This is a genomic window from Roseibium sp. LAB1 (genome assembly GCF_054658235.1).
Genome location: NZ_BAAGIB010000002.1, coordinates 636,724 through 658,290, shown reverse-complemented (window position 1 = coordinate 658,290; position 21,567 = coordinate 636,724). Strand labels below are relative to the sequence as shown.

Genomic DNA, 21,567 nt, shown 5'->3' with positions numbered 1-21,567 from the left:
ATCCAGGAATTTTCTGTAAAAGCTTCATGGCTGTCTCCTGAACCGCTTGCGGTCGCGGCGACGATGTCGCTGAGTTTCATGGTAGAGGGTGATTAGTGTGTCGCCTTCAACAATAACCTTGCTGCCCCGAAGGCGTTCAAGTTGTCGCATTTCACGTTTCATTTTTTCAATGGCGTCGGCGACATCCTTGTTGGTCAGCTGGACGGCATCCTTAGCAACCGGGGTTCCCAATCGGTACACGATCTCGGCGTCATTTTCCCGAAAGCCGCGTTGCCGCGCCCGTGCCAAAGCGTGATGAGTGAAGTTTAGTTCAGTCATTGTTGCCTCCGTCAGGTGACTGCTTGGGCTTGGTGCCGAACAAGGCATCCAGATTGAGCTGAGCGCGCATTTCTTCGGAGTGTTTCCTACGTTCTGCGAGCTCTTCCTCCGGTATCTGGGCAATCATCCAGGCAACCCGCTCGTCAGCTTTCTCAACCACGTTAAGGTCCCGGGGGATATCCTTGATACGCACATGGCCACGCATGAGCGCATATTCTGCGTCGGAGTTCCCATTTGTAAGCTGGTCGATTATCTCCGCCCCGATGCGATATTCTGGAAGCCCTGGGCTTGTTTTCCATCCAGGTTCTTCGTCGAAGGAGACGATGTCTGCGGCCACATCTCGAGCAAATTCCTTTAGATAGTCTGCAAAGGGATTGTTGACCGAGCGATCGTATCCGCAATGAAAGGCATCGTCGGAGACGTCGACACCAAAAACATCTTTGTTCGCTATGGAACTTCTTTCTTCCGCTGCCCCCTCATCCACTCTCCCTGCCATGTAGGCATAGCAAGAGTGGCCGCGTGCAAGGCTTTGAAGTTCGTCAGATGCCGCCTCGATTGCATCGACTTGCTTTCGTCGCCAATCGAGACTGCCTTCAGCGAAAAGGGCCATGAACAGTGGCGCCATTTCGATCTGGGCACGAACTGGAATGCCGTATACTTCTTGCACCATATTGAAAGCGAGCGCTGTTTCAGGGTCGATCATTGTACGAAAAGGCCGATAACCGAATTTGCGAAGTGTGGTTTCAGCTTTGTCTCGCTCAGTCGGCTCTTTGCTAAGGTCTTCGATATTAACGCCTAGAGCATTCGCTAATGTGACCGCTACACGGTCCTTGGCGGAATAAAATTCGCCTTTCGCGCTCTCAATTCGTTTGATGGTCGCAAGGCTGACCTTGTTTGGGCCTCGTGTAGCGTCACAGAGCCCTTCCTGCGTCAAGCTCAAGCGTGAGCGAAGTGATTTCAAAGCTTTGGGGTATATTGGGATAGTCATTTTCTCTCTCCAGTCTCTAATCAAAAATATGATGCTTGAATGGGTAAAAATATAGCATCATATTTATTCAAAGAGCTGAGAAATGACACAAAAATAGTTCGAAATAAGGTGGGCGGGTATCACAAGGTGAGGTTTTTCGTGCAACGTTTTCCTGCAAGGAAGGTGATGACACGTTTTGTGAGGCAACAAAGTCTCACTAGGCAGTTTGTTAGGTTCTCTGAGACGTTGTTGTGTCTTCAGCAGAGGTCCTTAAGCTTGTATATCCCTTCAAAGCCAGGCCGGGAGGGGACACAAAGCATATGGGGGCAAGCACATGCGATTTCTTGGATATGACCCAGGAGGGAAAGGCACTCATGGTGTCGCGGCTATTCAGGTTTCAGAGGTAGGCGAAATCCTTGGGGACCCTCTCTGCGAGGTCGTTGAAGATGCTGAAGCCGCTTGGACCTGGCTTTCGAGCTACACTGATGCGCAGGCGCTGGGCATTGATACGCTTCTTGCTTGGTCCCCCTCTGGGAGCAGAGAGTGCGACAATGCTTTGCGGCGAAAATACCTGGAGCATGCACCAACTGTGATACCACAGAATGCCTTGTACAGTTCAATGACGCTAAATGGTGCCATGGTTGCAAGACGAGCGGCGGAGCATGGCCTTCCTCTATTCGAGAGCCATCCCAAACTGCTCACCAAGGTCATGCCTATCGTGGACCCCGCCAGTGAAAGCATCTTGAAGACGTATGCAGGATTAAAGGCCAGTGGCGATGGTTCGAAGAGGGGCGCAAAGCACGCCGATGATATGGCCGATGCAGTCGTTGCTGCCTGGTGTGCTGCACAAGGTTTCTCCACCCGTTGGGTCATTGACCTGTTCCAAACGCCAGGAGACAAGCTAGAGACCGTTGCAGATAAAGCGCGATACCCATGGCATGAGGTAGTTTGATGAGATGCTCCAACTGATACTTAGATGATCTCATGTGAATTGCGCAAAGGCTTGAGACGGTCGGGCAGCGGACGTTTTCTTCAAGATAAATGTTGGCTTCACTATCGAAAAAATCTAACTGTTCGGTTCAAGCGATTACATTCTTCCGATTGCTGCCGGACAAGAGCGCGCTCTTTTCTTTGATCCATTCAACGGTGTCCGCTCCAGAGGAACCTTGGGTTTCTAAAACTGGTCAAAGTCTGGCTTGAAACAAGTCCATGGACTTCATTTTTTGTCGGCGCTACTATCAATGGTGGTTTCGATAAGGCATTGCATTTTTTAGCTGCATTTCAGAAGGCGACCGAGTATCGATGTCACATTGGAAAACTGTGCTCAAAAATCTGTGGCCGGTTGCGCCGAGAACGCCATCAGATAGCTACTTGAAAACTAATATCGAGACGATCCGGTCCACTCTGAAAGGACAAGGCCCCCATTCTAGGCAGCAGGATCAGAACCGAGGCATGCAGCTGGTGTTCAACCTATCAGCGCGCCATGCCGTGAGTTTTCTGGACGTTCAGTCCGGGTTGCCAGGACGGGGACGCTATTTGAACCGGGCAGCGGTGACTCATCTTGCAGGCAAACCTCTTACAGGTACGACCGTACGTGAACGCGTCGATCGGGTTGTAACAAGAGTGGCCGCGAGTGTTGGGCGGAGCGTAGCCACCACAGATATTCACTTTGGGGCAGCGGAACTCAACAGTTCCGGCATTGCTTATTTCGGCGATGTTTGCCTGGTGCTGAAGAGCGACAAAGTGCCGGGCGGCCTTCTGTCCCTTTTGCGCAACTCCTACGATTTGACGGTCGCGCCTGTGTTCGCACAGATCTACGTGAATGGGAACCGAAGCAAAACTGAGGACAACGCGGTTCGCGTCATGACGGAGTGGGCAGGGACTTGGCCGGATGAAACAGGGGACTTGGTGGTCGTCAAAATTCTGCAATATGCGCCACCATCGGAACGCCGTTTGACAACAGGGCTGATTTCAACCGGCGTGCTGCAGGATGAAGATTTTATCGAAGTTGTATATGAAAAGAGTTTCACACCGAAAGAAGTGCGGGAAATTCGTCTCTCGCCAATGGACGTCGCTCGAGAAGCGCAGATTGCCGATCGCACCATGCGCGGACCAAGCCCTTCGGCCGCAGACATGCTTTGGCGTTATCGAAGACGCCAAGTAGAGCGAGACGCCAAACGGGTAGGCCTGACATGCAGGGTGGTGACTCATTCAGGACGGAGCCGCGCCTGATGCCCTGGTTTTACATAGATGCCTTGGATCCGCTTGGTGGTATCGCCTTTGCTAGCCTGCGGGAGCCGGATTTGACGGCGGAAGCCGTTACGGATGACGTTCCGTGCTGGTACATAGTCGCGCCGGAATTCGAGCCAGTCCCGGTGAGCAGTCGCGTGATCGGATTGGCTGCAGCGGCGCGTGGAACTTTCCAACTTGGGTTCAGTCTGGATGGCGAAACCGAATTGGCCTTCCCGACACTCGCCGCATTGGCGGAATTTGTAAGGCGCCTTTATTTGAGTGGGGGCGCCGGCGACGGCCCAGGGGGCATTGGTCCAGATTGGCCTGTAGAACCCCCCGAGGGTGGCGGACGGCCAGAAGGCCTTGAAGAGTTTTCGGTAGAAGGAGAAAACATTCGCAATATCCTGATCGATTTTGCTGAACAGATAAGCACGGCAAGCGGAGAGCTGTCTCTAGTAGGAGACCCTAATAAAGCGGCAAAGGCTCTGGACCTTGGGGTAAGGCAAGCTCCTACAGTTTTGCGATTGGGCGAAGAGGCATTTGCGCTCAGCAGTTATGCTATATTTTGCGTTTCACACGCAGCCTTTGATCTTGTTCGCAGCCGAGAAGATCTTTCAGAAGAAACCATGGCAGAAATGTCCAAGTCGATTCAAGTTGTAACAAACTGGATTGGCGCATTTCGATTGACCAGTCCTTATCGCCGACAACTAGCCGCGTCGCTGCGGGACCGTCTCAAAGAAAACCCAACCCTGTTTGACACAGTTTTTCCTGATTTTTTCGGCGGTGGGGTGTCACTGCCGCCGGTTTGGTCCCGAGATCCTTTGGATTTGCTGGCGACACTCCCTGTGCCGGATTTTGTGCTTAGAGAGGCGGATAGGGCGTCACACCGAACATGGCGAAGTTTGAAGGATCTGTTTTTTGGATGCTTGGGCAGCCCTGAGCTTTTGATTTCAGGTGTGCACAGCGCTGACAGGCAAGCTTTGTTTTGGCTGGCCGCAGTCGTTTTGTGCCAAGGGGGGCAAGGTGTTCCATTTTCACTGGCGACAAGTCGATTGGTCGGCGCGGATGATCGATTTTTTGCAGATGTTTTGGCTTGGCTGAAGGCGCAAATGCCGACCCATGCTTACGCACCGGCCCTCGAAACTGGAATCGAAGAATCTGGGAGGGTCTAAAGATGGCGGATAACAAAGCGGGCGATACTAAGCACGTGCCGCAGGATTTGCGCATTGGAAATGATGTAGGTTTGATTACCAAAGGGCGTTTTTCCCGCGCTCTAAGAGCAGTATTAAAGCAAAGCGCTTTTAATCCTTCACTCGGGAGCAACGCAACACGAAATTCCGATGGCGTTACGTCTCATAAACAGGATTGGTCACTAGCGTCGTTCTTAAGAGCTGTCGCGATGTTGAGGACGACGCAGGATAGTTCGGCATCCATTATTAAGAACAACTCAGCATTCACATCAAGCATCACTGACCACCCAAACTGGCCGGCCGGACAGGACGGGTCTCTTGGAACGTCCCGTCTGGCAGAAGCCTTGCGGGATGCCATCAAATTGCGCGAGCAAACCGGCGGGAAGGATAACTTCCTTGGTTTGCGTCACGCCTTGTTCTCGATTCTCGTTCCCGCAAAACCCGAAGAGCAGCTAGCATTATATCAAATGATTGCCGAGGCGGGTTCCGACCCCAAGAAGATGGCTCAGGATATTGCAGACTTCTGCCGGCAGGCTATGGAGCTCGGGGAGGACCAGCAGCCAATTGAGAAGAAACAGGTCTGGGAGAACACAATCGATAGTCGCCTACCTCGCGTTTTGGCGCTCGACTTGCAACTGCAGCGTTCCGAGGAAATTGCCGCGGCACGCAGCGACGACCCCTGGGCCGGAGACATTGTCGACAGATCCGGGGCTGGGTCGGAGGCTGAAGCATTCGCTTCGATGATCTGCTGGAAAGATTTCAAGCCGCCGATTGCGGTCGGGGTGTTCGGTGACTGGGGCTCAGGCAAATCCTTTTTCATGCGTCTAGTGCATGATGCAATCCAGCGGCGCTGCACGGTAAAGCAACGGGCTGAAGCAGCTGAAGAGCGTCAATTCTTGGATCATGTGGTCCAGATCCGCTTCAACGCTTGGCACTATGCAGAAACCAACCTGTGGGCCAGCCTTGTGGATCACATCCTGACCGAGTTGGACAATTGGGCGCAACGTCACAGCTTCGGCAACGAATCTCAAACTATGTTCAATCAACTTGAGACCGCGCGAGAACAAACGCTCAAGGCGGCGCGGGGTCTGTTAGAGAAACGTAGGGTCAAAAATGAGGCTGAGGACGCGCTGAAAACAGCAGAAACAGCGCTAGAAGAAAAACGCAAAGAACTACTTGAGGACCCCCGAACGTGGGTTGCGAGCGCTTGGGAAGAAACTTGGAATAGTGCGGTAAAGCCGCAATTGCAAAACGCTACGCAGGATCTGGGACTAACCGACAAACTGCCTGAGACTGCAGAGGAGTTGCGCCAGGCTGTGGCGCTCTACGATCCGAACAAGGGCTCAGGTGTCATACGGGACTGGCTACATTTCATCGCACGCAGACCGTGGCACGCAGCATTATTAACCTTTTTTGTGCTTGCCTTGCCGACAGCACTGGCAGCGCTGCTGAGTTGGTTTGAAGCCTCCACGGTCGGTGGTGTCGTGGCCGGTGTGTTGGCTCCTTTGCTGGCGGGCATGACAATCGTCTCCGAGGGCTTGCGAAGTGCGCATGCCAAGCTGAGCGATGTGCAACTGAAAGTTCAAGACAAGATTGCGGAAAAGGCAGCCGAGCACCAAAAGTCGCAAACAGCTGCAGCGGTCGCAGTTGAACGAGCAGAAGCGGATCTGGCTGCTGCCACGCAGCGCCTAAAGGACACTGAAACGGCCCTGAAAAAGATCAAGCGGGACTACCTGAACCAGGAGGGCAAGGGTCGGGTTCTGAAATTCGTAAGGGATCGGGTTAGTGCGGGTGATTACCGCAAGCAATTGAGTTTCGTAGCTGAAGTTCGCCGTGATTTTGATCAATTGAGTTTTCTGATGAATCGGAAAACAGCTCCACAAGATTCGCAGGAAAGGTTGGTACAGCACCAAAAACAAGTCGAGGCTCTAATAAAGGAAGGTCAAAAGGAGAATCTTTGGGAAGCGCTGGAGGTGGACCGGCTACGAGCGACTGCCGCGCCGCCGGAGCCCCCCATGCAAACGCCAGTGTTTGAAAGGATCGTGCTCTATATTGACGATCTGGACCGTTGCCCGCCTGATCAGGTAGTCGTGGTTCTACAGGCCATTCACCTTTTGCTGGCATATCCTCTCTTCGTTGTCTTCGTTGCGGTCGATGTCCGCTGGCTGAGGGCAGCGCTGGAACAAGAATATCCGCAGTTTGCCCGCCAGATGCAGGCTACAGGGATGCCTTTGCCGGAAGCGGGAGCCCAGGCTGAGCCTAGCGACTACCTGGAGAAGATTTTCCAAGTGCCATATTGGGTGCGCGCGATGAGCAATGCGAACACTCATGACCTGCTTGCAGACCTGATGAAGGTCGATTTCACTGAGTCTGACGTTGATCATTCTCAATCCTACATGCCCAGCACAAATGAAAAAACGGTTCAAGGACAAGACGCTCAGGAGTCAGACCTGCCCGAACCTGTTGCAGGCAACGCCAACAAATCCGAAACGGAAGTCCCATTGCAGGCTGTGCAGTTAAAGTTCAGCGAAGAGGAGCAGACCTTTGTAAAGACACTTGCAGCGGGATTGGATGGCTCTCCGCGGCGAGCACTGCGTTTTATCAATTCCTACAGGCTGATCAAGGCTAGTCTGCCGGTGCAAAGACGGCCAATGGTAGCTCAAGGCGGGTGCCGCGCAATTCTGGCATTGCTAGCCATTCAGGTTGGGCAGCTGGGGAAAATAGATGGTGAGGAGGCTTATACCGCAGTGGTGAAACAGCTGAACGAAAATGCCTCAGAGCTGTTAACTTGGGTGAAGGGTCATCCGCCTAGCGATGGGTGCACTCGCTTGGCATATATTCTTGAAGAATTCGAAAAAGCAGGAGGGACCTGGTCAGACCTCAAGGACCACGCAGATCTCGTTGCCAGGTTTGGCTTTAACATGACGGGCTGAGCCACTTGACGATATCGATACGCAGCTTGTGCTATATGCTTGAACTAGAGTTTCATCATTGGTTTCAGGGTCAAAAACAAGTCCGGTCGGGAGTGTAAGACCATAGCAGCGATGTTTTGTGGAGAAACAGGGTCCTATCGATGGGCATATGAATTGGCAGCGCCTGTTCCGGCTTGGACTGCGTACATTAGTTAAGACATTCGCAGAACACGAGATTAAGTTAGGTATCTGTTTTGAAGGGTGCCGTGAAATTTCAGCGCCTTCGACCAAAATGCGGTTGAGAGTGAAACCTATCGAGTACCTGACAAGCGTGAGCGACCGCAGGCTGCCTAATATGTCTTTGTTTGCCCATATCAGGTGGAGCTTGATGTTAGATAATGCATTGAGCCATTAGATATTTTGTTGGTCTTTCTGTTGGTCTTTTGAAAAAATAACAAAAAAATACTCATATAAAACAAATAATTGTTGACTAAATCACATGCCTCTCCTGGCACCAAATTCCGGTTTTGGACACACTACCAAGGTCCGAAACAATCTAAAAAAGCTCCGGTTTTCCGGAGCTTTTTTCGTTTCTGGGGCTGTTTCGGCGTTTTGGCCTAATGACCCACGGATTTCGAGAAAACATTGATGATCACCACCCCGGCCAGGATCAGTCCGAGGCCGATCAGGGCGGGCAGATCGAGCTTTTGGTCGAAGACCAGCCAGGCAACCATGGTGATGAGCACGATGCCGGCACCGGACCAGATCGCGTAGACGATTCCCGTCGGCAGAACACGAATCGGGTAGGACAACAGCCAGAACGAGACAGCATAGCCGGCCACCGTGATGAGCGACGGTAGCAGGCGGGTGAAATTTTCGGTTTTTGCCAGCGCGGAAGTTGCGATCACCTCGGCGACGATGGCCGCGATGAGAAAAAGATAGGTGGCGGCGAGGCTGTTCGGCATCTCGGGTTCTTTTCGGCGGTGAGAGAGCCCCCGCACAAAAGCGCGGTTGATCTTCAGGGGGGCATGCGGCTGCTGTATCACCGGTTTATACGAAAAAGGCCCTCGTGCGCGGACCTTTCTGATCGCTGGACGTCGTTCCGCCGGTCGGGTTTCTAGAGCAAATCGCGATGCAGGATCTTTCTGGTTAAACGCGACACGCTCTAGAAGGTGTATTTGCTTTCCAGCAACAGGCCGTAGCGGTGATAGTTCTGGTCGAGAACCACTTTCTCGCCAGTGACGACATATCTGCGGTCAAAATTCGAGTGGAGCCACCAGTAGCGACCGCCGACGCCCAGCTGCCAGTTCGGGGTCAGGTCGACATTCAGCATCGCGTCTGCTTCAAGACCATAGGTCCAGTCGCTTTCCCAGGTCTCTATCTTGTTGTAGCTCCAGGGGACGCCCGCCACATCGACGGACCAGCCGACGCGTTGGCCGATGTCGCCTTCAGCAGTCATGCCCAGACGGATCGCGTGCCAATCGCGGGACTGTTCTACGGTCAGGTTGCCGTATTTCGCCGAAACGTCGTCGGAGAGATACTGGTAGCCGACAAATCCTTTCAGCCGCACCTGGTTGTTGGCAAACTGGGCGAAGCCCCAACCGCCGTCGATAACGACATATCCGAGCGTCGTCTCATCGGTGTTGTCCATCTCATAGCCTGCGAAATGCACATCGCCGCCATCATTTCTGCCAAGGCCGACATAGCCTCTGACGAAGGTCCCGGCCGTCGTGTCTTCGAGCGTTCCGACCAGTTCAGCGGTGTTCGAGGTGACATTATCCGTGCTGGAAATGTCGAACCCGCTATTGTCCAGATCGGAGCGCGACTGGCTGTACCAGTAACGCAGGCCGATGCTGCCGCGCAGCGTTGAAGGCTGGTAGAGCTCGCCGGAACCTGAGTAGAGATCGGCGGCGGAGGCAAGGGGCGCCAAGGAGAACACCAGGAAGGCCGCAATCGGAAGTGACTGACAAAGTCTTTTCATGACTGAAATACCGCTTGTATGAAAACGCGGAAATGCGCGCTATTGGTGTGTCAGCTATTGCAATTTATGGTTAACAGTGCGTGAAGGCACACTTGATCAATACAGGTGAGGAGGCATGAATTGCCTTCATGCCGTAAGGTAGAAGTCTCCTCGACCTTGCTCAATGATCCGGCGGTGCGGAAAGCCTGACCCGGATCGGGAGAGCTGCCCGTTCGAACAATAAGCAATTGTCCGCCTTGACCTTCCAGTGACTGGAGGTCCTATTTGATGGAGAGAGTAGAAATCCATCGAGGCGAGTATCATGCAGAATACAGCCACCATTCCGGACCGGGACGGCGACGCGGGCAAGGTCACCGACCCGGTCTGCGGCATGTCGGTCACTCTCGGTAAAGGCAAGCCGAGCCTGAATTACAAGGGTGAGGAGTATCATTTCTGCAGTCCGAAGTGCCACGACAAGTTCGAGGCCGACCCCTATTTCTACGTCTCCGGCAACAGCAGCAAAAAAAACTTGATGGAGGCGGAACGCTCCGCCAAGAGTGCGCTTTATACCTGTCCCATGCATCCGGAAATCGTCCAGGAGGGACCGGGTACGTGCCCGATCTGTGGCATGGCACTGGAACCGCAGAGCGGGGTTTCCGACGAGCCCAACCATGAACTGGTCGATTTCACCCGCAGGCTCTGGGTCAGTGCTCTGGCGGCGGTCCCGCTGCTGATCCTGACCATGGGTCCCATGGTCGGCGTGCCGATCCGCGACTGGATCGGCGAAGGTATTTCGATCTACCTGGAAGTCCTGCTGGCCACTCCGGTGGTGCTATGGGCGGCCTTGCCATTCTTCCAGAGAGGCTGGGCGTCATTGGTCTCCCGCAATTTCAACATGTGGACGCTGATCATGATCGGGGTCGGCGCGGCCTACCTCTATTCCATGATCGCTGCGTTTCTGCCTTTCCTGTTTCCGGAGGCGTTGAAGAGCCCGAGCGGACACATGCCGGTTTATTTCGAGGCCTCGGTTGTGATTATTGCGCTGGTCTTTGTTGGCCAGGTTCTGGAACTGAATGCACGCGAACGCACCGGCGACGCTATTCGCGCGCTGCTGGATCTCGCGCCCAAAACCGCTCGGCGGATCACACCGGAGGGCGAGGAATACGATGCCCCGCTCGAAAATATCCTGGCAGGCGATCTGTTGCGCGTGCGCCCGGGAGAGGCGGTTCCTGTCGATGGCGTGGTCAAGGAAGGCGGTTCGTCCGTCGACGAAAGTCTGGTTACAGGCGAACCGGTGCCGGTTGAAAAGAATCCGGGCGACAAGGTCACCGGCGGCACGCTCAACAAAACCGGATCCTTCACCATGGAGGCGGAACTGGTGGGTGCGGACACCATGCTGTCCAAGATCGTGGACATGGTGGCCTCCGCTCAACGTTCGCGCGCGCCCATCCAGGGGCTGGCCGACCGGGTCGCGAGCTATTTCGTGCCGGCGGTTATCGGCTTCGCTATGCTGGCTTTTCTCGTCTGGCTGCTTGTCGGCCCAAGTCCGGCTTTCGTTCACGCGGTGATCGCTGCCGTTTCGGTTCTCATCATCGCCTGCCCCTGCGCTTTGGGGCTGGCGACACCGATGTCGATCATGACGGCAACAGGCAGGGGCGCGCAGGCCGGTGTTCTCGTCAAGACCGCCGAAGCGCTGGAACGTCTGGCGGCGGTAGACACGATTGTCGTAGACAAGACCGGAACGCTCACCGAAGGCAAACCGGTCGTCGATGAGGTTGTCGTGGCGACAGGCGGGAGCGAAGCAGATCTTCTCCGGCTGGCCGGTGCACTCGAAAAAGGCTCCGAACACCCGCTTGCCGAGGCGGTCCTCGGGGCGGCCGGAAAAAAGGAACTGGATCTGCCAACGGCGGACGACTTCGAAGCCGTGACGGGCAAGGGGGTGCGGGCCAGGGTCGAAGGCGACGACGTCCTCTTCGGCAACGCCGCATTTGCGGACGAAAGTGGCGCCGATCTGTCAGAGCTTCGCGATCGTGCAGAGGAACTGGCAGAACTGGGCAAGACGGTCATGTATCTGGTGAAAGGGTCAGGCGATTCTGCGAAATTGCTTGGCCTCATCGCCGTTGCCGATCCGGTCAAGGCAAATGCCCGGGCAGCCATCAGGGCGCTGCATGACGATGGCATCAAGATCGTCATGGCGACAGGTGATGCCCCCCGAACGGCAGATGCAGTTGCCAGGGTTCTGGGGATCGACGAGGTTCACGCCGGTGTCCTGCCGGAAGGCAAGAAGAAGCTGATCGAGGATTTGAAATCCAGGGGCGCAACGGTTGCCATGGCTGGTGATGGCGTCAACGATGCGCCTGCCTTGGCGGCTGCCGATGTCGGCCTTGCCATGGGCACGGGCGCTGATGTGGCGGTGGAAAGCGCCGGGCTGACGCTGCTTAAAGGTGATCTGGACGGCATTCTGCGTGCCCGGAAACTTGCCCGCGAAACTGTCCGCAACATCCGGCAGAACCTCTTTTTCGCCTTCGTCTATAACGCGGTCGGCGTGCCGGTTGCTGCCGGTGTCCTTTATCCGGTCTTCGGCATTCTTCTGTCGCCGATGCTGGCAGCCGCCGCCATGAGCCTGTCTTCGGTTTCGGTCATCAGCAACGCGCTGCGCCTGCGCACGATCAAGCTTTAAGGGAAACGCCCATGAATATCGGAGAAGCCTCCGAACACAGCGGCTTGCCAGTCAAGACCATCCGTTATTACGAGGGCATCGGTCTCGTCCGGCCGCTGCGCAGCGAGAACGGCTACCGTGACTTTGTCGACACGGATCTCCAGCGACTGAAGTTTCTTCAAAGGGCGCGGAGCCTCGGTTTTTCCATCGACGAATGCCGCGAACTCCTCTCGCTTTACGAAGACCGCAACCGGGCAAGCGCCGACGTCAAGGAGATAACCCGGGCGAAGATCAGGGAAGTGGACCGCAAGATTGAAGAACTCCGGTCCCTCAAGAAGGTTCTGTCACAACTGGTGACGGCCTGCCATGGCGATGACCGGCCCGACTGCCCCATCATTGACGATCTGTCCGGCGGGCACGATCACGACCCGTTGGACGAAGTCAATGGACAGTCCTGATGCTTAGGATCTTTCTGACGATTTCAGCGGCCCTGTCCGTTGCTGTGCTGGGCGTGCTGCTCTGGGGGCTGTTTTCAGAGAAGGAACACCCTCCTGTGGCCAGCGGGGCAGCGCTTGTTGCTGTTCAGGTTCCGGCTCTGGAGGGGGACGCGTTGACCGGCGAAGCCCTTTATCGCGACAACTGCGCCGGCTGCCACGGAGAAAACGCCGGCGGACGCGATGGTATCGCTCCACCGCTCGTTCACAAGATCTACGAGCCTGACCATCACGCAGATGGCGCGTTTCTGCTGGCGACAACCCGCGGAGTGCGTGCGCATCACTGGCCATTTGGCGACATGCCGCCGGTCGACGGTGTCAGCCAGGCGGAAGTGGAAAAGATCGTTGTTTATGTTCGTGCCTTGCAGCGGGCAAACGGGATCAATTGAAATTGAGATGCATATTGGGGTGTGCATCCTGATCCACCGCAATCCGGAGGGCCGCCACGAAGCGTTTCGGACCGGGAAGTAGCATTCTCTTCACGTATCGTCATGGTTCTGCGGTCAACCGGCTTGCCTCATCCCTCTGCATGTTCTACCTGACGGACAACTTATTCGTTCAAGCGGCGTTCATGTGCCATTGCGTAAATGCAGGTGCGCCAATTGACAAAAAGAACAGCGGTGTGTCCTGCCGGTCATGAAGGCAGGAGCCCGGATAACAGTTGTGCTCGGGACAGGCCAGAGGAGACGAAACGTCATGACCATCCGCTATCACAAGGGCGATCTGCCCGATCTGAAAGCCTATGAAACGGCGAATGCGGTGGCAGTCGATTCCGAGACCTTGGGTCTCAATCCGCATCGCGACCGGCTTTGCGTGGTGCAGCTTTCTCCGGGTGACGGCACCGCGGATGTGGTCCAGATCGCCCGTGGCCAGAGCGAGGCACCCAACCTTGCCGCGTTGATGACGGATCCGGGCAAACCGAAAATATTCCACTTCGCCCGGTTTGATGTTGCAGTGCTTCAGCACTATCTGAACATTCGGGTGTCGCCGGTCTGGTGCACGAAAATCGCATCCAAACTGGTGCGGACCTATACGGATCGCCACGGACTGAAGGATATTACGCGTGAACTTCTCGGGGTCGAGCTGTCCAAGCAGCAGCAGAGTTCTGACTGGGCGGCAGAAACCCTGAGCGATGCGCAGCTGGCCTATGCGGCTTCGGACGTGCTCCACCTGCACGCCCTGAAGGAGCGGCTGGAAATGATGTTGGAGCGTGAAGAACGCAGCCATATTGCCCAGGCCTGTTTCGAGTTCTTGCCGATGCGCGCGGAACTTGATCTGAAGGGCTGGGAAGAAAACGATATTTTTGCCCACTCGTAACGGCATTGCGGCCGGTTAAAGGGCACATGGTTTCGGAGAATGGATTGAGCGCTGTTGGCGACCATATGCAGGGGCATGCGTCCAGGCGGCCTTTGAGCCGGGCCCAGCGGGCTGCGCGCAGGCACAGCCTGATGGTGCGCATCATGCGCTGGCTGTTCCCGGGCGTCGGACTTTTGATCCTGGCGGTTATGGTCGGGCTTGTGGTTCTGTTCAATGTTCTCAACAGCCTTGGTGCCAGCAACATGATGCTGACCAGTGAAGGGCTGGTGATGGATCATCCCGAGCTTTCCGGCCATGACGGTGAACGCTCCTACCGGGTGACGGCCTACAGGGCGATCCAGCGGCTCAGTGATCCGCGGATCATCGATCTTGAAACCATCCGGGCCGACATCACGCTCAGCAAGGATCAGAGCGCGCAGATTGTGGCGTTGAAGGGGACCTACAACAACGCCACGGAGAGCCTGCGTCTGTATGAAGGCATTCAGCTGGAATGGAGTGAGGGCTACACGGTCGATTTGTCCGAAGTGGAGATCGACCTCAGCAACGGCGCCCTGAAGACTTCGAACGTCGTGTCCATCCGGTCCGATCAGGGTCGTGTCGTGGCGGGCAAACTCGACTATGATAAAGCCAAGGGAATCGTAAGGTTCTCCGACGGCATCAAGATGACCCTCAATCCTGCTTCGCAAGGACAGTAAGAGATGACTTTTCTGAAACGCATGACGATTGCCGCCACCGCAGCCTTCATTGCCGGTTCGGCCCATGCCCAGACCTTCTCCGATGCCTTCGCCGGCTTTGGTTCAAATGAAGGCGAACCGATCGAGATCGAGGCGAGTGAACTGCGGGTTGAAGACAACAACAATACCGCGACCTTCGTAGGCGACGTGCTGGTCACACAAGGTGAGACCAGCCTCAAGACGCAGCGTCTCAAGGTGTTCTACGTCGGTTCTGGTGCCGAAAAAACCGAAGACAGCGCCGTTCAGCAGCGGATTTCCAAGCTGGAAGCGGAAGGTGGCGTGTTCATCACCTCCAAGGATCAGACCGCAAAGGGCGATGAAGCCAGCTTCGACATGAACAGGGAAATCATGGTGATGACCGGCCGGGAAGTCGTGCTCAGCCAGGGGCCGAACGTTGTCGTTGGCAACAAGCTGACCGTAAATCTGAAGACCGGCAAGGCCAACCTGAGTGCCGGCGGCGGCAAGGTGTCGGGCCAGGGAAGCGGCCGCGTCAAGGTGCGCATTCAACCCAACAGTGTGAACAACGGCCAGAACGGCAACTGAATTTGACGGCTGGTCTGACTCGACAGTGTCGGTCGCAGACCTTATGTGGAGCCGCGGCAATGATCGGATGGACGGCGCGCCAGTGAAGAGAACGTCTTCGGAGTATAACGGATTGCAAGGAAGCATGCCGGAACCGGGCCATGATGGCGAAGATCTGTCGCAGGCGCTGGTCGTCGAAGGCATTGGCAAGACCTATGGCCGCCGTCAGGTGGTGAAATATGTCAGCCTGTCCGTGAAGCCGGGGGAGGCCGTCGGGCTTCTGGGGCCGAACGGTGCCGGCAAGACCACCACCTTCTATATGATCACCGGGCTGATCCGTCCGGACCAGGGGCAGATCACCCTGGAAGGCTTCAACATCACCCGCATGCCGATGTATCGCCGTGCCCGGCTCGGCATCGGCTATCTGCCGCAGGAAGCGTCCATTTTTCGCGGCCTCACGGTGGAGGAAAACATCCGCGCCGTGCTGGAAGTGGTTGAGCCGAACCGGCAGAAACGCCGCGAAGAGCTTGATTCCCTGCTGGCGGAATTCGGGCTCACCCACTTGCGCAAGTCGCCCAGTATCGCGCTGTCCGGCGGGGAACGCCGCCGTGTCGAAATTGCGCGCGCGCTGGCAAGCCGCCCGTCTTTCATGCTGCTCGACGAACCCTTTGCGGGTATCGATCCCATCGCGGTCGGCGATATTCAGCAGCTCGTGCGCCATCTCACCCAGCGTGGCATCGGCGTCTTGATTACGGATCACAACGTTCGCGAGACGCTCGGCCTCATCGACCGGGCGTACATCATTGCCTCGGGCGAGGTGCTGACGGAAGGGTTGCCGCAGGAAATTGTCACCAATCCGGACGTGCGCCGGCTTTATCTGGGTGAACAATTTACGCTTTGATGACACGCTGCCAGCTACGTTATACACTCGGCCTGCAAAGAATAAGCAAAAAGCAGACCAACTTGAAATAACGCTTGCCTGGGAACTCAATGGCCATTTCAACCAAGCTGGAGATGCGACAAAGCCAGTCGCTGATCATGACGCCGCAGCTCATGCAGGCGATCAAGCTGTTGCAAATGTCCAATCTCGATCTCGTTGCCTATGTCGAAGCCGAGCTGGAACGCAATCCGCTTCTGGAAAAAAGCGACGTTGCCGAAGGCGGAGCGGAGGGGGATGGCGGCAGGGACGCGCCAGCCGACCCATTTGGCGACGCCTCTGACAACCAGACCCGGCAAGGCGATGAGCCGGACACCGGCGACTGGATGCAGAACGACCTGGAAACCGGGTCGGAAGCGATCGCCTCGCGTATGGATACCGATCTCGGCAATGTCTTTCCCGATGAGCCGGGTGTGCCCGCATCGCCTGATCCAGCCCTTCTGAAAGCGGGAGACAGCTACAAGAACGCCGGCAGCAGCGGCGCTTCGGAAGACTATAACCTGGAAGCCTTCGTTGCCGACGAAGCCTCTCTCGTTACGTCGCTAGAAGAACAGATGCACCTGGCGATCGGCGACGAAGCCGACAAGCTGATTGCGACACATCTGATCAACTCGCTTGATGAAAACGGCTATCTCTACCTGGATTTCGTCGAAACGGCCGAGCAGCTCGGAGTTGAGAGCGAACGGCTGGAAAGTGTTCTTGCCGTCTTGCAGACCTTTGAACCCGCGGGTGTGTTCGCGCGCAGTCTGGCCGAATGCCTGAAGCTGCAGCTAATCGACAAGAACCGCTTCGATCCCGCCATGGAAGCTCTGATTGACAACATCGAACTGCTGGCGAGACGGGATCTGCCCGGCTTGCGGAAAGTCTGTGGTGTCGACGACGAGGATCTGGTCGAGATGATTGCGGAGATCCGCGCGCTCGATCCCAAGCCCGGCAGCTTTTTCGGTTCGGCACTGGTGCAGCCGGTCGTACCGGATGTGTTCGTGCGTCCGGCCAATGACGGAACCTGGGCGATTGAACTGAACTCTGACACCTTGCCGAAGGTGCTCGTCAATCAGACCTATTACGCCAAGGTCATCAAGACGGCCCGCAACGAGACCGAGAAGGAGTATCTGACCGACTCGCTGCAGACGGCCAACTGGCTGGCCAAAAGCCTCGATCAGCGCGCCCGGACGATCCTGAAGGTGTCAACGGAGATCGTGCGCCAGCAGGACGGCTTCCTGACCTACGGCATTGCCCACCTGCGCCCGCTCAACCTGAAGACGGTTGCGGAAGCGATAGGCATGCACGAATCGACGGTCAGCCGGGTGACGTCGAACAAGTACATGGCGACCCCGCGCGGCATCTACGAGTTGAAATATTTCTTCTCCTCAGCCATCTCCGCAACAGTGGGGGGCGATGCCCATTCTGCCGAGTCGGTTCGTCACCGCATCAAGCAGATGATCGATGCCGAAGACCCGAAGGCGATCCTGTCGGACGATACGATTGTCAAAATTCTGAAGGACGACGGCGTCGATATCGCACGCAGGACAGTTGCCAAATACCGCGAAGCCATGAAGATCGGATCGTCCGTTCAGCGCCGGCGGGAAAAAAACGTGCGGCTTTAAGTCCTGAAACAATCTGCCGTTAGGGCTCAATGGTGCAATATTTAAAATGTTTCAGAGATTTCCACTGAAACAATACAAGGCAATTACACGGCTCTTTTTCAAGATTGTTTCTTTAATTCATATTCAATTGACTCTTTGAGCGAGCGCAATTATAGCACCGCCCTCGTGACGTAAACAGGGGATGGCGCTTCGGCGCTGACTGGTCCATTCTGTAAGCTTGAAACGTCTCGCGTTTCAACACCGGCAGCAACGCCGGTGACCTATCGGTCAATAGAAAAAGAAGAGGTCCCCATGGCTTTGCGGATTTCGGGTAAGAATGTCGATGTAGGCGATGCACTGCGCGTCCACGTCACAGACCGAATCGAAGACGCTCTGGAAAAATATTTCACAGGCGGCTTCACAGGCCACGTTACGCTCAGCAGGGAGGGCACAGGCTTCAAGTCTGAATGCAGCCTGCATTTGGACACCGGTATTGTGCTTCAAGTGTCCGCGCAGGATCAGGACCCGCGCGCCAGCTTCGATCTGGCTGCGGAAAAGATTGAAAAGCGGCTTCGCCGCTACAAGCGCAAGCTGAAGGACCATCATGGCCCCAACGGCCACGACCGGGAGGCTCTTGAGGCAGCATCTTACGTGCTTGCTTCGCCCGAGGAAGACGAGGAAGTGCCGGTGGATTTCAATCCGCTGGTGATTGCCGAGACTTCCGCAAAAGTTAAAACGATGACCGTCGGTATGGCGGTAATGGAGCTGGATTTGACCGAAGCGCCGGTCGTGTTGTTCAAAAACGCGGCAAATGGCGGAGTCAATGTTGTCTATCGCAGGCCAGACGGCAATATTGGCTGGATAGACCCAGCATTGGTAGCCAATCAGGCTGCCGAATAAGGATGCGGATGGGGTCGGCTTCCTTCGGGAAGCCGGCTTCTGAAACTTGTAGGCGGACTAATGGATCTTAGTGATCTTCTGGGTAAAGACGCGGTAATTGCCGGGCTCAAGGCCAAAAGCAAAAAACAGGCAATTCAGGAACTCGCCGGAAAGGCATCTGAACTGACCGGTCTTTCCGAACGGGAAATCTTCGACACGCTTCTTCAGCGCGAACGTCTGGGCTCTACGGGTGTCGGTCACGGCATCGCGATCCCGCACGGCAAGCTGACGCGGCTCGACCGATTGGTCGGACTGTTTGCCAAGCTGGAAAAGCCGGTCGATTTCGATGCTCTCGACGACGAGCCGGTTGACCTGGTGTTTCTGCTTCTGGCGCCGGAAGGCGCTGGTGCTGACCATCTGAAGGCACTGGCCCGGATTGCGCGCCAGCTACGCGACGGTGCCGTCACTCAGGGCATTCGCGCGTCTCATGACGCGCAGGAGATCTATGCCCTCTTGACCCAGCCGCTGGCTTCTTCCAACGCCGCTTAATCGGTTCAAGGCTTCCTGACGCAAAAGAACCGGCCGCAAGGCCGGTCTTTTGGTTTGTGGGCGCTCCCCAGATCAATCTGACCGGACGCAGCGCTTCGCTCTGTGATCGGGAACTGGAGCGTGGCTCTTAAGCCTGACAGGGCACGAAACCCTGCGGCTCCCCGACCCGGTTCACGCTCTGCTTGGCCGGGACGACAGCACGGTTGTCTTTGGCTGAACCTGGCGTAGAGCGACCGCATGCCGGTCTTCTGGTATCTGTCCGGCACCTTGCCTGAGCAAAGAAACGTTGGACGCTACTTTCGGGTGTCGCCCCGGCCGCAGCGAGGCGGAGAGCCGGAACCTACCCGTTTCCAGAGCCTTTCGAACAGAGACGTGGCATTGCCCAGACGCAGTTTGGCAGCAGCGCTGATTTGAAAGCTGCCCCGGCCATTGGCTCGCACGTGGCCGGGGAGGGATTGTGTTGCAGATGCGTCTCAGGCTTTTGCCGGATTGGCATCGCCCTGTACAAGTCCTTGCTGCGGGGTGGAAACCGCGCCTTTGGTCAGGGCCGGAAGATGCAGGTCGGCCAGTTCCGCAGGCGGGTTTGTTTCCTCGGGAATGCGCCATAGGGTCGAGCGGATCGCGATCTGCCCAAGCGTTCTGGTGGAAGTTGTCACTGCGATCACTGCCGCCAGCAGCGGACCGATGGCAACGGGAATGACCGGCCACACCAGGTCGATGGGCTGGGTGGAAAGCCAGGCAAACCCGGCCAGTCCGAAGAGTGTCTGCGGCCAGAGCTTGCGCACTGCCAGCAGCATCGGCAGGCGCTGGACGCCGCGTGCCTGCGCGCCCCAGCCTATGGTCTTGCCGAACAGGAGCCCGCCCATGAAAAGCGAATGTGCCACCGCCATGATCGGTGCCAGCATCGCTGAATAGACGATCTCCGCCAGAACGCTCAAGACGACACGAACAGGGCCACCGAAAGCCTTGCGAAGATCCGGCCGGGCAAGCACGTCGGCGACTGTTGCCAGTTTCGGAGCGAACACCATTGTCAGAATCGTGAAGAAGAGCAGGGCGCCGGTATCGGGACGATAAGGCATATAGTCGGTGACCATGCCGAGGATGGCAGCAGAGGTCATGAAGCCCAGCCATGCGGGCGAGCCGAGAAACATCAGGATGGCCAGTAGGAGCTGCATCCGGCTGACGGGCTTGAGACCGGGCAGCGAAATCAGGCGGCGGTACTGTAGGTTGCCCTGACACCAGCGCAGATCCCGGCGGATAAACTCCAGCAGATGCGGCGGATTGGCTTCATAGCTGCCTGTTTCCAGCGGCAACACACGCACTTCGTAGCCGGCACGGCGCATCAGGACGGCTTCCACTTGATCGTGGGAGAGAATGGTGCCGGAAAGCGGGCCCGTACCGGGCAGCTCCGGCAGGCGGCACCTGTCCTTGAAGGGTTTGATCCGCAAAATGGCATTGTGGCCCCAATACGGTCCGCAGTCGCCCTGCCACCAGGCGCTGCCGATGGTGTAGGAGCGCATGCCGAGCCGCATGCCGAACTGGAAAATACGGGCAAAGGCGCTGTCCGTTGGCAGGCCGACCACCAGGCTTTGCAGAATGCCAAGCTGGGGATTGGCTTCCATGCGGCGCACCAGGCCGATCACGGCTTCGGCGGACATATAGCTGTCGGCATCCAGAACCAGCGCGAACTCGTGACGATCGCCCCAGCGATCGCAAAAATCTTCGATATTACCTGCCTTGAAGCCGCGATTGTCCGTGCGGCGCCGGTAGACCACGTCCATCTGGCCGCCGAAGCGATCCTTCAACCGGGACGTCATCTGCTGCTCCTGAAGGGCAACATCGTCCATGTTGGTGTCGCTCAGCACGTAAAGGGTGAACCGGCCCGCTTCGCCTGCGCGTATCAGATGAGACACCATGGCGTTCAGGTTGGTTTCCAGGCTTTCAGTGTCTTCGTTGCGGACGCAGGAAAGCAACGCCGTCGAGCTTCGCAGTGGCTGGGTCGGATCACCGTGGTCGATCGGGCAGACGGCGTCGGCCGGGTTTTTGGCAAGCCGCATGATGAGCAGGCCGATCACGGCGTTCCAGAAGCCGATAATGGTCCAGGGCAGCGTGATCAGGAAACAGATGAGAATGAAGACGTCGAGACCCGTATAGCCGCCGGGAGAAAGCGTCAGCGTCATCAGGGTGCCTAGGCCGGCAAAGCTGAGCCCGAGAAGGGCCGCGAAGGTCAAACGCCGTGCGGTCATGGTTGTAAGTGATCCATTGAATTTTGGCATGTCAAAGGCTCGAAACATTTTTTTGACTTCCAATC

19 protein-coding genes are annotated in these 21,567 nt (G+C 56.4%); 14 read left to right on the top strand and 5 right to left on the bottom strand.

The features are described from left to right. Nucleotides 1-24: 24 nt before the first annotated feature. Both ACYQ54_RS12980 and ACYQ54_RS12975 read right to left on the bottom strand, forming a co-directional pair. Nucleotides 25-318 carry a hypothetical protein gene (locus ACYQ54_RS12980; protein WP_460082877.1) on the bottom strand — a complete coding sequence of 98 codons (294 nt, stop codon included), beginning with the start codon at nucleotides 316-318 and terminating at the stop codon, nucleotides 25-27. Next, nucleotides 311-1,306 carry a hypothetical protein gene (locus ACYQ54_RS12975; RefSeq protein WP_460082875.1) on the bottom strand — a complete coding sequence of 332 codons (996 nt, stop codon included), beginning with the start codon at nucleotides 1,304-1,306 and terminating at the stop codon, nucleotides 311-313. The genes ACYQ54_RS12980 and ACYQ54_RS12975 overlap by 8 nt, the downstream gene beginning before the upstream one ends. Nucleotides 1,307-1,619: 313 nt before the next feature. On the opposite strand from ACYQ54_RS12975, the gene ACYQ54_RS12970 reads away from it, so the two are divergent. From ACYQ54_RS12970 to ACYQ54_RS12955, 4 genes are all read left to right on the top strand, one after another. Continuing rightward, a complete protein-coding gene (locus ACYQ54_RS12970) occupies nucleotides 1,620-2,237 on the top strand; it encodes a hypothetical protein (RefSeq protein ID WP_460082873.1) in 618 nt (205 codons plus the stop codon). A 500-nt stretch (nucleotides 2,238-2,737) separates the two neighbouring features. Continuing rightward, nucleotides 2,738-3,517, top strand: coding sequence for a hypothetical protein (locus ACYQ54_RS12965; protein ID WP_460082870.1), 780 nt, complete (start codon nucleotides 2,738-2,740; stop codon nucleotides 3,515-3,517). Further along, nucleotides 3,517-4,689: a hypothetical protein gene (locus ACYQ54_RS12960; protein ID WP_460082869.1), complete on the top strand. Its 1,173-nt coding sequence runs from the start codon at nucleotides 3,517-3,519 to the stop codon at nucleotides 4,687-4,689. The genes ACYQ54_RS12965 and ACYQ54_RS12960 overlap by 1 nt, the downstream gene beginning before the upstream one ends. Nucleotides 4,690-4,691: 2 nt before the next feature. After that, complete coding sequence (locus ACYQ54_RS12955) at nucleotides 4,692-7,640, top strand: P-loop NTPase fold protein (RefSeq protein ID WP_460082867.1); 2,949 nt, start codon at nucleotides 4,692-4,694, stop codon at nucleotides 7,638-7,640. A 596-nt stretch (nucleotides 7,641-8,236) separates the two neighbouring features. On the opposite strand, the gene ACYQ54_RS12950 is transcribed toward ACYQ54_RS12955, so the two are convergent. Continuing rightward, the gene (locus tag ACYQ54_RS12950; RefSeq protein ID WP_460082864.1) at nucleotides 8,237-8,584 is read right to left on the bottom strand and encodes an SMR family transporter; all 348 of its coding nucleotides are present in this window, start codon (nucleotides 8,582-8,584) and stop codon (nucleotides 8,237-8,239) included. 200 nt (nucleotides 8,585-8,784) lie between these two features. After that, nucleotides 8,785-9,600, bottom strand: a complete 816-nt coding sequence (locus tag ACYQ54_RS12945; RefSeq protein ID WP_460082861.1) for a hypothetical protein — start codon at nucleotides 9,598-9,600, stop codon at nucleotides 8,785-8,787. Between the two features lie 301 nt (nucleotides 9,601-9,901). Between ACYQ54_RS12945 and ACYQ54_RS12940 the strand changes: the two genes are divergently transcribed. The 10 genes from ACYQ54_RS12940 (at nucleotide 9,902) to ptsN (ending at nucleotide 19,256) form a co-directional block, all read left to right on the top strand. Further along, nucleotides 9,902-12,259, top strand: coding sequence for a heavy metal translocating P-type ATPase (locus ACYQ54_RS12940; protein ID WP_460082859.1), 2,358 nt, complete (start codon nucleotides 9,902-9,904; stop codon nucleotides 12,257-12,259). A gap of 11 nt (nucleotides 12,260-12,270) precedes the next feature. Beyond that, entirely contained in the window at nucleotides 12,271-12,696 is a 426-nt protein-coding gene (gene cueR, locus ACYQ54_RS12935; protein ID WP_460082857.1) for a Cu(I)-responsive transcriptional regulator, read from the top strand. Beyond that, nucleotides 12,696-13,121: a c-type cytochrome gene (locus ACYQ54_RS12930; RefSeq protein WP_460082856.1), complete on the top strand. Its 426-nt coding sequence runs from the start codon at nucleotides 12,696-12,698 to the stop codon at nucleotides 13,119-13,121. Before cueR ends, ACYQ54_RS12930 begins: the two co-directional genes overlap by 1 nt. Nucleotides 13,122-13,428: 307 nt before the next feature. Next, nucleotides 13,429-14,049, top strand: a complete 621-nt coding sequence (locus tag ACYQ54_RS12925; protein WP_460082853.1) for a ribonuclease D — start codon at nucleotides 13,429-13,431, stop codon at nucleotides 14,047-14,049. A gap of 44 nt (nucleotides 14,050-14,093) precedes the next feature. Continuing rightward, entirely contained in the window at nucleotides 14,094-14,744 is a 651-nt protein-coding gene (lptC, locus tag ACYQ54_RS12920; protein WP_460082850.1) for an LPS export ABC transporter periplasmic protein LptC, read from the top strand. Between the two features lie 3 nt (nucleotides 14,745-14,747). Then, nucleotides 14,748-15,326, top strand: a complete 579-nt coding sequence (locus tag ACYQ54_RS12915) for an LptA/OstA family protein (protein ID WP_460082848.1) — start codon at nucleotides 14,748-14,750, stop codon at nucleotides 15,324-15,326. A gap of 124 nt (nucleotides 15,327-15,450) precedes the next feature. Then, nucleotides 15,451-16,206: an LPS export ABC transporter ATP-binding protein gene (gene lptB, locus ACYQ54_RS12910; RefSeq protein ID WP_460082847.1), complete on the top strand. Its 756-nt coding sequence runs from the start codon at nucleotides 15,451-15,453 to the stop codon at nucleotides 16,204-16,206. A gap of 89 nt (nucleotides 16,207-16,295) precedes the next feature. Continuing rightward, on the top strand, nucleotides 16,296-17,849 hold the full coding sequence (rpoN, locus tag ACYQ54_RS12905) for an RNA polymerase factor sigma-54 (protein ID WP_460082845.1): 1,554 nt from the start codon (nucleotides 16,296-16,298) through the stop codon (nucleotides 17,847-17,849). Between the two features lie 291 nt (nucleotides 17,850-18,140). Next, nucleotides 18,141-18,728 carry a ribosome hibernation-promoting factor, HPF/YfiA family gene (hpf, locus tag ACYQ54_RS12900; RefSeq protein ID WP_460082843.1) on the top strand — a complete coding sequence of 196 codons (588 nt, stop codon included), beginning with the start codon at nucleotides 18,141-18,143 and terminating at the stop codon, nucleotides 18,726-18,728. 60 nt (nucleotides 18,729-18,788) lie between these two features. Continuing rightward, nucleotides 18,789-19,256 (top strand): PTS IIA-like nitrogen regulatory protein PtsN, encoded by a 468-nt coding sequence (gene ptsN / locus ACYQ54_RS12895; protein WP_460082842.1) that lies wholly within the window; start codon nucleotides 18,789-18,791, stop codon nucleotides 19,254-19,256. A gap of 473 nt (nucleotides 19,257-19,729) precedes the next feature. Here ptsN and mdoH read toward each other — a convergent pair whose 3' ends face one another. Beyond that, complete coding sequence (gene mdoH, locus ACYQ54_RS12890; RefSeq protein ID WP_460082840.1) at nucleotides 19,730-21,502, bottom strand: glucans biosynthesis glucosyltransferase MdoH; 1,773 nt, start codon at nucleotides 21,500-21,502, stop codon at nucleotides 19,730-19,732. Nucleotides 21,503-21,567 lie beyond the last annotated feature (65 nt).